The sequence below is a fragment of the Pseudomonas sp. E45-MNA-CIBAN-0222 genome (assembly GCF_040310405.1).
Taxonomy (GTDB): domain Bacteria; phylum Pseudomonadota; class Gammaproteobacteria; order Pseudomonadales; family Pseudomonadaceae; genus Stutzerimonas; species Stutzerimonas stutzeri_AC.
The window spans coordinates 215,450-226,094 of sequence record NZ_JBEOPU010000009.1 but is presented as its reverse complement, the minus strand read 5'-3'; the positions used below and the strand labels follow the sequence as shown (position 1 = coordinate 226,094).

Here is a 10,645-nt window from a genome sequence, read left to right as displayed (position 1 = left end):
CAATCTCCGCATACACCCCGGCAGCTTCTGTAGGAGGCCCGCCCTCGGGGCGAATGCTCTGGCTCTTTGGCAACCCCGCGCCCAGCATCCGCCGCAACGCACTTCTTCGACGCAATCTCCGCATACACCCCGGCAGCTTCTGTAGGAGGCCCGCCCTCGGGGCGAATGCTCTGGCTCTTTGGCAACCCCACGGCCAGCATCCGCCGCAACGCTCATCTCCGACGCAATCTCCGCATACACTCCGGCAACTTCTGTGGGAGGCCCGCCCTCGGGCGAATGCTCTCGCTCTATGGCAACCCAACGCCCAGCATCCGCCGCAAAGCTCTTTATTAGTTACCGCTCGTCTGCCGCGGCGTTTTGCCTCGTTTTTCGCCCAACGCCTCGCTTGTTTTTTGTGATCTAGGTGGCAAAATGCCAACCCGCTAAAGATTGGACGGAACTTTTCAATCTTTTTCAGATCGTGCCGGCGCAGCCTTTCGCTACGCTGCCTTACCGACGAGACGGAATTCGACGTGAACGCTGTAGTCCCTCCGCAACACCTTCATTCTGCTACCCATGATGAGATTGATCTGGTCCAGCTCGTCGGCGCGCTATGGAAGCAAAAAACGCTGATCATCGCAGTGACCTTCCTGGCTGGCCTCATTGGGCTTGCCTACGCTATGTCCGCAACGCGCTATTACACCGTTCAGAGCGTACTGCGCCCGGCCGCAATCAAAGACCTGGACGAGCTCAATCACCTGGGGATCTACAAGCTGTCACCGAAGCAAGCATTGGGTCAAGTTGGCGCTGCGCTTGATTCCTATGAGAACCGCCTCGGTTTCTTCCGTGACAATCAGCAACTCTTCGCTGATCTGGCCCAGCCCGGCCGTAGCCTGGAGCAAACGTTCGAAGCCTTTAACGACGACGCGATCAAGTTGCTGCAGCCTGACGCGAAAAAGCCCGAAGGAACCACCCCCTTCGTTGGCATTCAACTGACCTACCCGCAAGACCTCAACGGCGTTCAGATCGTCAACGGCTTCGTGCAGTACTCGCTCAATAGCGTTCGTCAGGAAGTAGCAGCCGATCTCGACACCCTGATCGGTAACCGTCTCAGCCAGCTGGAAAAGAACATGGCTGCCGCTCGCGCCAACTACGAGGCGAGCAAGGAAGTCAAAATCGCCAAACTGAGCGAAGCGGACGCCCTCAAGCGTGCCGAACTGAACGACGAGCTTTCTGCGTTGCGTCAGCAGCTTAGAACCCGCCGTGACAACCGTATCAACCAGCTTAACGAGGCGATCCGCATCGCAACCTCGTTGGGTATCAGCAAACCCACTACGCCTTCATCCCTTGGCGCCGCCGAAATCACGGGGCAGGGCAGCGTGATCCGCACTGAAGTCAACAACCAGCAAATACCGCTCTACTTCATGGGCAGCGATGCGCTGGAGGCCGAGCGTAAAGCGCTGTTGGCTCGTCGCTCGGATGACTTCACCGAGCCGCGCATCGCGCAGATTGCCCGTGAACTCAAATTGCTCGAGCACAACCGCCAAATTGAAGTGCTGAACAGCCGCGAAAACGAAGACCTGTTCCTGAAAAACCTTGCCGCCTGGCGCGAGGAAGCCGCACGACTGCGCGCTCTGCAGTTCGATACCGAATCGCTCAAGTTGGTCTCTATCGACCAAGCAGCCGTAGAGCCGAGCCGGCCCATCAAACCCAAGAAAGCATTGATCGTTGCGCTCGCGCTGGTACTCGGCGGTATGCTCGGGTTATTCATCGCCCTGGTGAGAAACCTGCGCCGTCCCGTGGCCTCGATCTGACCATCCGTCCGTCGGAATACTGCTGGCAACTCAGCAGTTCTGAAACTCGGTAGAATCCCCGCTTATTTTTTCAGCGGGCCCGTGACTAGCTAGTCGCGGGCATCTTGGGTGACATCGTTAAAGGAATAACCATGAGCTATCCAAAAATAGAACATCACGGCGCCAAGGACGGCGTTACCGGCTCCTGCCACCAACTGCATATGAATGCCACCAGCAGCCTGTTGGTTGACTGTGGGCTGTTCCAGGGCAACGACGCATCGATCCCGAGCGAGCCCGGCGCGGATCGGCTCGCCATCGAATTTCCGCTAGACACCATAAAAGCGCTAGTGGCCACCCATGTGCACATCGACCATGTTGGGCGGATACCCTATCTTCTCGCGGCAGGCTTCGACGGCCCCATCCTATGCAGCGAGCCGTCCGCAAAGCTTCTACCGATCGTCCTAGAGGATGCCTTCAAACTGGGCTTCAGCCGTGACCAGGCACAGATCGAAAAGTACATCCGCGTCATCGAGCAGCGGCTCATTGCATTGCCGTACCAGCAATGGTTCACCTTGGCCGATACCGATGAGTTGCAAGCCCGCATACGGCTGCAGCGTGCTGGGCATATCCTCGGATCGGCCTACGTTGAAATCGATCTGACCTACCCGCAAACGGGGCAGAGCAAACGCGTAGTCTTCTCCGGCGATCTCGGTGCGCCGCACGCACCCTTTCTAATTCCTCCGGAATCACCGGAGCGCGCCGACATCCTGGTGCTGGAAAGCACCTACGGCGACCGCCTCCATGAAGACCGTGCCAACCGCCGAAAGCGGCTCGAAGCCGTTATCGAGCAAGCCCTCGAAGACCACGGCACCGTCCTCATCCCCGCATTCAGCATCGGCCGCACCCAAGAACTGCTCTACGAACTTGAGGAGATCATCCAAGCGGCCAGCCCCAACACCGTACAACCCCCTCTCCCCTCCGGGGAGAGGGCTGGGGTGAGGGGAAAAGGGAGCAGCGATAACGCCAATCCCAACACCGAACCCAACTGGCCCGAAATCCCAGTCATCCTAGACTCGCCCCTCGCCAGCCGCTTCACCGAGACCTACCGAAGCCTAAAGCCCTTCTGGAATCAGGAAGCCCGCGACCGCATCCAGTCCGGCCGCTGCCCGCTGGCCTTCGAACAACTGATCACCATAGACAGCCACAGCGACCACCAGCGTATCGTCAACCATCTGACCCAGACCGCACGCCCATCTATCGTTATAGCCGGTGGCGGCATGTGCAGCGGTGGCCGCATCGTCAATTACCTCAAAGCCATGCTCGGCGATAAAAGGCACAACGTCCTATTCGTCGGCTACCAGGCCAAGGGCACGCCGGGACATGCCATCCAAACCTACGGCCCGAAAGGCGGCTACGTAGACCTCGATGGCGAGCGCATCGATATCCGCGCTGGCATCACCAGTATCGGCGGCTACTCTGCTCATGCGGATCAGAAAGGGTTGGTGGATTTTGTGACTGGGATGCAGCAGTGGCCGAGTGAGATACGGGTGGTGCATGGGGATGTGGGGGCGAAGGGAGCGTTAGGCGCCCGGCTTCATGAAGGTTACAAGCAACACAACAGGATCCAGGCGCGAATCATCGTCGCCGGGGCACGTGATGCGGCTGGTGAGGGCGTTTTCCATATATGAGCAAACTACCTACCATTGTTGAGGTTACGATCAAGGCAAGCTTTGCTTTAAGCATTGTTGTAACGAAGCCAAGGCAGCAATCGGGCTGCAAGCGGTGCGCAGATCAGCTGCGGACGAATCGGTGGGCCCGCCGAGCAGACGTATTCCCGACGCATCTACAATCTGCCAAACGCAGGACAAAGAGTAATCGATGAAAATTGTTAAACACTCTCTTTATAATCTTATAGGGCTTGGCCTTCCACTGGTTGTAGCAGTCTTCTGCATACCTATTCTTATCCGCGAGTTGGGGGATGCTCGTTTTGGGTTGTTGACTTTGATATGGGCAGTTGTAAGTTATTTTGGCCTTTTTGATCTTGGCCTCGGAAGGGCGCTGACGCAGCAGCTTTCCGTTGCGATGGTGGAAAAAGATGAGAAACGTATTGGTTCGCTAGTGTCCACAGCGTTGGTTTTAATGACTGGCTTAGGTCTCTTAGCTGGTCTCTTGATGGCATCAACCTCTCTTTGGGGGATCGATTTTATTCAATCTGTGCCGGATCAGTATGAGGCAATTAACTCAGTGCTGCTGATGGCGCTGGCTATGCCTGCCATTGTGTTGACTTCTGGCTTTAGAGGGGTGCTGGAGGCACGCCACGCTTTCGGTATTATTAATGCCATTCGACTCCCTATGGGGCTATTGACATTTCTCGGTCCGGTGGTCGTGGTGCTTTATGGGTCGACAAGGCTGGATGTTGTTACTGGAGTATTAGCCGCAGGACGCATCATCGCCTGCGCGATTCATGGCTGGTATGCATGGCGTGTGCTCCCTGTAGAGCACGGAGGACTAGCAGTTCATAAAGCGCACCTGCGACCGCTATGTGTATCTGGCGGCTGGCTCACTCTTAGCAATATAGTAAGCCCTTTGATGGGCTATGTTGATCGTTTCATCATAGCCGGCACTTTGTCTGCGGCTGCTGTGGCTTATTATACGACACCCCAAGAGATGATCCTGAGGCTCTGGATATTACCAGGAGCGCTTACAGCTGTCTTATTTCCAACTTTCACCGCGCATATATCTTTAAGGAATGGGCACGCAAAGCTGCTTTTTAATAAAGCCGTTACTTGGCTTTTTTTAATAATGCTACCTTTAACCTCTTTTATTGCAATTTTTGCCTCAGAGATACTTCGGCTATGGATTGGAGAAGAATTTTCTGAGCAAAGCACAGTTATTTTGAAAATATTTTCGGTTGGAATTTTTATCAACTGTTTAGCTCATATCCCATTCACTTTTATGCAAAGCGCAAACGCACCTCGGATTATTGCGCTTATCCATTGTTTCCAGTTTCCATTTTTTCTGCTGCTGGTATGGTGGATGACTGAAAAGTACGGGCTTTCAGGGGCAGCAATAGCTTGGTTAATAAGAATGATTGCTGACTCAGGTTTAATGTTTGGAGCATGCTGGTGCCACCAAGGATGGGCGAGTCGGGGGCTGTTTAGCAAAAAAACATCTTTTTTTATTTTGGTAGCAATTTTAGCCTACACTATCGCTTTGGTTGATAGTATCTATCTTAGGATGACGCTTTTTGGGTTAACGGTCTGCGCTGTCTCGGTACTCATGTGGAAGGAGCGTAAAACGGATATTAATCGCTCGGCTCCGATTAGCGGTGTCGGTAATTAGTCATGATTGTTTATACTCCAATCAAAAATATCTTAGTCTTGTGGTTGTTGATGGCGGCAGTAGGGTTTTACCCTATTGTGATTATTGGTCGTATAAAGCTTAATAATGTCTTAGACTTACTATTGTTATTTACTTCTTTAGCTGTGTTTTTAATTTTAATTAATAGAATCAAGATCTCTTTCAGAACAAGAGAGATGTCACTGGTTTTTATTATATTTCTAATTTCTTGGATTCCTGGTTTCGCTTTTTCAAATAATGTCGATTTTTTGCTGCAGCGCTATTTGATTTTTGGAAGCATGACGGTTGTCGTTATCCTTTTGTTTCTGTTGCCTAAACCGGAAAAACCATTGCTTGCTAATGGTTGTGTTTGGGTTATTGCAATATTTTTCATTTCTGCGCTGCTTGTTTTATCTTATATCTCAATTGGAGTGACGGAGTATGGAAGAGTTACTATCCCAGGGTACGATAATGGTGTTTTGGTTTACCGGTACGTAGATGGCGTAGGTTTACTGCCCGATCCGAATGTTTTAAGTTATGGGCTTGGGTTTATATATCTTTTATCTCTAGCTTATACCGGTTTTCGGCCGATAATATTTGGATGGTTGGCGCTAGCGCTACTGCTTGTGGGGTCACGATCTGCTCTGTTATCTTTATTTATAGCAATGAGCTACTGGTTTCTTGTCGAATATAAGTTTCGCAAGACCTATCTGCCGATTTTTGCTGTAATTCTCGTAGGCTTTATTAGTGCAATAACTTTCTTTCAAACTGATATCTTGAAACGATTCCAGAATCCCGAGAATTATATCGAAAGATATAGCATGTGGTTATCCTTGCTAGATGCTTATCTCTCTTCCGGTATGAATATTTTATGGGGTAATGGATTCGGTTCAGCGCGAAGTGAGCTTGGCGATCCCCATAATTTTTATCTCTCCGTCCTATATGATGGTGGATTTTTGGCATTGCCTTGTTTGTTTCTAGTGTATTTCGCCTCCTTTAGATACGTAACTATTAATTTTTCTTCGCGAGAAAGAAATTCAGCCTATATGATGTTGGTTTTTAATTTGCTCATCGGCCTGTTTTATTGGCAAGACCAGATGTTTTTTGTACCTTTTCTTTTGATTTGGCTCCTTTCTATTTATAAAGGCGCATAATGTTTCTATACTTTGCAAAATGAAATGCATGTAAATTCGGCGCTATAACATTTGCTTTGTGTGAGTGATATGAATCATCCTCGGGTCTCGATAGTTGTTCCGGTATATAATGGTGAGAAATATATTAAAGATACTCTGCGTTCGATTGTTGCGCAGTCTTATAGAAATATAGAATGCATTGTTGTTGATGATGGGTCCACTGACAATACGGTTGAAGTCTGCCGCGAGTTTGCAGATAGCGTATTGGTCTTAAGTAAGCCGAACGGTGGGCAATCGGACGCCTTGAACTACGGTTGGAAAAGGGCGTCCGGCGATTATCTTTCTTATTTAAGTGCTGATGATCTCTTGCATGATAGTGCTATTGAGCATCTTGTGGCTGATGCTGAAAGCATGCCGGGTAAGGTGGTTGTCTTTCCTGGTTATCAATTAATTGATGGGCGTGGCAAAAGAATCAAAGATTTTCATCCTAGATTTTTTGATAAAGAATCTATGTTTGAAAAGTTTTATTGCCCTATTGGGCCGGGTGCGATTTTTTCCCGATCATTATTTAATGATTTTGGAGGGTGGCGGACTGACTTACGGCAAATTCCAGACTTTGAATATTGGCTTAGATTGGCGAATGCGGCTTCCTTCATGTACCACTCGACAATTCTTTCCTCGTTTCGAGTGCATGTAGCCTCCCAAACTTACGCTATTTCTAGCTTTGAAAAGTCGGAAGAATCTATTGTTGTTGCTCAATCACTTGCGGCTACTGCTAATGAAGGGGGGATTAACTCTGATAGATTTATTGCGTCAGCTCATCTATTTTCGGCATGTCTGCATTTTAGATCAGGTCGCATAGCGACAGGATTCCGACGGTTGATGACGGCTGGGTTGTTTTCTCCACGCACTATGCTAAGTCTCTATGCGCTGAGAAGAGTTTTCTCGGCCTGTACATCGTATCTGCGGTATGCAAGCCGTAGTTGATGGCGACTGGCTTATGTTGCACATGTGTATAGGTGGTTGTTTTGCGGAGGAGTTATGCGGATTGCTATGGTTTTGCCTTCTCTGAGTCGCTCTGCGACAATTACTGTCGCTCTAAATATAGTCTCTGGTTTAATTGATCGCGGACATCATGTTGATGTCCTTTATTTCGACGAAAAGGTTGATCGTCCTGTGCCAAAAGGATCCAGTGCCTACAAAATTGCCTTCTTCCGTAGGCATGACTTTTCGAAATATGACATTGTTCATTCGCATAACCTTCGGCCTGATTTATATGTTTCAGCTCATAAGTTTTTTAAAAATTTTTCTTGCGTATCTACAATTCATAATTATGTTGCCGAAGAGCTGGAAAATTACTACGGAAAAGTTGTCTCTTTAATATTTACTCGTATTTGGTTATTTGCTTGGCGCAAGTTTGATAAATTGGTGTGCTTGACTGATGGAGCGGTTGGCTATTATCAGGCTCTATTGCCAAAATCTGATATCTCATATGTATATAATGGTGTCTCCGTTGCTGACACCGATGTTACGCCTAATCCTAGGCTGGTGTCCGCCGTTTATAAGTTAAAACAGAATGATTACTTTGTGTTAGGCACATATTGTAATCAAACTAAAGGGAAGGGGCTAGAACAGCTTGTACGCTTCGCGGAAGCGGATCCGAGCGTTGCGGTTGTTATCATTGGGGACGGACCGGAGAAGCGCAATCTTGTTGCACTCGCTGCGGAGCTTGGAGTAGTGGATCGCTGTTTGTTTTTTCCTTTTTTGCCTAGCGCTTATGTCTATAATTATATTTTTGATGCATATGTGATTCCGTCAAGAAGCGAAGGATTTGGTCTGGCACTAGTCGAAGCTTCGTTATGTGGGGCTAATATAATGTGTTCTGATATACCGGTTTTCCGCGAAATGTTTGATGATACACAGGTCTCGTTTTTTAGACTGGACGACATGGAAGATATGCGCAGAGTGGTGCGGCAGATGAAGGGCGGTTTAGATAAGCGTAATTCGGCTAAGTTAAAGGCAGTACAAGAATTTTCTATCGAGGCAATGACTAGTCGTTATTTGAAAATTTATAACCTTGCATTGAATCGTCTGGGCTAAAGGATTGCCTCCTTGTTTGGCTTTGCAAGTTATGACCAATTATGCTGTCAGTTACGGGGCGTAAGAGCGGCTTAATTTATGATTCGGTGAATGCGCACCAACTAATGCGTTGTGTATGCTCTATAAGGCGATTTATCATTCGCCGGCCAGTGGCGTAAAGCAAGCTCATAATGAGTCCTCCTCAACTTAAGGTGCTTGGATGCGGGTGTTAGTCCTATCTCAATACTTTTGGCCTGAAACCTTCATAATAAATGATCTTGTAAGAAAGCTCAGTGATTTGGGGCATGATGTTACCGTTGCAACTGCTAAGCCGAATTATCCAAGTGGGAAAGTCTTCGCTGGCTATAAGGTCTGGGGAGTTCAGCGCGAATACTTTTCTGATAACGTTGAGGTGATACGCGTACCTTTATGGCCCCGCGGTCGGGGTGGTTCAAGGAACCTAATTCTGAACTATTTATCTTTTGTTATCACCGGACTATTCCTCTTGCCGTGGCTTCTAAGGGGGCGCAAGTTCGATAGCATTCTGGTGTTCGCTATGTCGCCAATTACTCAGGTGATTCCTGCCATTCCTCTAAAGTGGCTCAAGCGCGCGCATCTGGCGGCCTGGATTCAAGATCTTTGGCCTGAGAGTCTGGCTGCGACAGGGTTTGTTCGTAACCCTCAGGCACTTCGTTTAGCGGGTTGGATGGTTCGAGGAATCTATGCCTGTTGCGATACATTGTTGTTGCAGTCGCGCGCTTTTTTTGAACCCGTAGCCCGTTATGCCTGCAGCAGCAAACTTGTTTACTACCCAAACTCCATTGCGTTTCCCACCGAAAGAGATAAGGCGCCGGAAGTCGCTCCGCAGCTTCTAAAAGAACTGCAGTCAGCTTTCTGCGTGGTTTTTGCCGGAAACATTGGGGTTGCTCAATCGATAGAGACTATTGTTGAGGCTGCCGAATTGTTGCGCCCACAGCTTGGAATAAAGTTTGTTTTGGTAGGGAGTGGTAGTCGCCTCGATTGGGTAAGAGAGCGCAAGGCTTCCCTAGGGCTAGATAACCTGGTTCTTGCGGGCCGCTTCCCCATGGAGGCAATGCCGCAGATCTATGAACACTCCTCCGCCTTGTTGGTGTCTCTAAAAGATGAAGAAATTTTTTCTTATACCATTCCCAGTAAAGTACAGGCGTATCTTGCCGCAGGAAAGCCGATCATTGCTTCGTTGCGTGGAGAGGGCGCCCGTATTATCGAAGAATCGTGCGCAGGTATTACGTGCCAACCTGACAACGCGGGAGCGTTAGTAGATAGTATTTTGACTCTCAAATCCCTGACCCAGGCGGAACTCGATAAGATGGGAACTGCAGGGCTGCTTTATTTTAATAAAAATTTCGACATGGGCCGTCAAGCTCAGCGTCTGGTTGAAATACTAGCGTTGAGAGCTAATATAAAAAAGAGGTAGTAAGCGATGCGAGCATTGGTTCTGGGTGTTACCGGCATGCTTGGGCATGACGTATTCAGAGTGTTAAGTACCTCTCCCGAGCTGGAGGTATGGGGTACGCTTCGCAACTCTGCGGGCCTGTCTTATTTTAGTGAGAAGCACCAGAAATGCATCCTCTCTGGTATTGATGTGCTTGATCACGATGCACTGACCACGGTCTTGACGCGCGTACGTCCCGATATAGTGGTCAATTGTGTAGGGTTGATTAAGCAACTTGCCGATGCGAACGATCCACTCGTTGCACTTCCGATCAACGCTTTGCTGCCGCATCGTTTAGCACGGTTATGTGCTTTGGGTGGGGCTCGGCTGATTCATGTAAGTACCGATTGTGTCTTTTCTGGTAGTAAGGGGCTATACGTAGAATCAGACCTATCCGATGCGGAGGATTTGTACGGTAAGTCGAAATACATAGGTGAGTTACGAGACCTTCCCCACGCAGTCACGCTTCGAACCTCGATCATAGGCCATGAACTAAGCAGTAACCATGCACTGCTGGACTGGTTTCTATCTCAGAATGGTTCCGTCAAGGGCTATCGCAAGGCGATTTTTTCTGGGTTACCTACCGTCGAGTTGGCTCGAGTTATCCGTGATTACGTGATACCGTCGCGACAGTTGCATGGTTTATATCATGTGTCGGTCAAACCAATTGATAAGTATAGCTTACTCAAGCTGGCGGCTGAGGTATATGGAAAGGAAATTAAGATCGAACCAGACGATAATTTGGTAATAGACCGTTCTCTCGATTCTACAAATTTTCAGAACGCTACCGGCTACACTCCGCCCACTTGGCGTGAATTGCTCGAACAAATGCGCGATCAGCGCTGAGT

At 49.1% G+C, this 10,645-nt stretch carries 8 protein-coding genes; all 8 read left to right on the top strand.

What is annotated here, in order from left to right:
* The first annotated feature begins 512 nt into the window (after window positions 1-512).
* Entirely contained in the window at window positions 513-1,793 is a 1,281-nt protein-coding gene (locus AAEZ08_RS15395) for a Wzz/FepE/Etk N-terminal domain-containing protein (RefSeq protein ID WP_500124664.1), read from the top strand.
* Window positions 1,794-1,924: 131 nt separating this feature from the next.
* Entirely contained in the window at window positions 1,925-3,460 is a 1,536-nt protein-coding gene (locus AAEZ08_RS15390; protein WP_500124663.1) for an MBL fold metallo-hydrolase RNA specificity domain-containing protein, read from the top strand.
* 190 nt (window positions 3,461-3,650) lie between these two features.
* The gene (locus tag AAEZ08_RS15385; RefSeq protein WP_500124662.1) at window positions 3,651-5,114 is read left to right on the top strand and encodes a flippase; all 1,464 of its coding nucleotides are present in this window, start codon (window positions 3,651-3,653) and stop codon (window positions 5,112-5,114) included.
* A gap of 2 nt (window positions 5,115-5,116) precedes the next feature.
* Window positions 5,117-6,265, top strand: a complete 1,149-nt coding sequence (locus AAEZ08_RS15380) for an O-antigen ligase family protein (RefSeq protein ID WP_500124661.1) — start codon at window positions 5,117-5,119, stop codon at window positions 6,263-6,265.
* A gap of 69 nt (window positions 6,266-6,334) precedes the next feature.
* A complete protein-coding gene (locus AAEZ08_RS15375) occupies window positions 6,335-7,231 on the top strand; it encodes a glycosyltransferase (protein WP_500124660.1) in 897 nt (298 codons plus the stop codon).
* A gap of 54 nt (window positions 7,232-7,285) precedes the next feature.
* Window positions 7,286-8,344, top strand: a complete 1,059-nt coding sequence (locus AAEZ08_RS15370; protein WP_500124659.1) for a glycosyltransferase family 4 protein — start codon at window positions 7,286-7,288, stop codon at window positions 8,342-8,344.
* 199 nt (window positions 8,345-8,543) lie between these two features.
* On the top strand, window positions 8,544-9,779 hold the full coding sequence (locus AAEZ08_RS15365; RefSeq protein WP_500124658.1) for a glycosyltransferase family 4 protein: 1,236 nt from the start codon (window positions 8,544-8,546) through the stop codon (window positions 9,777-9,779).
* Window positions 9,780-9,785: 6 nt separating this feature from the next.
* The gene (locus AAEZ08_RS15360) at window positions 9,786-10,643 is read left to right on the top strand and encodes a dTDP-4-dehydrorhamnose reductase family protein (protein ID WP_500124657.1); all 858 of its coding nucleotides are present in this window, start codon (window positions 9,786-9,788) and stop codon (window positions 10,641-10,643) included.
* Window positions 10,644-10,645 lie beyond the last annotated feature (2 nt).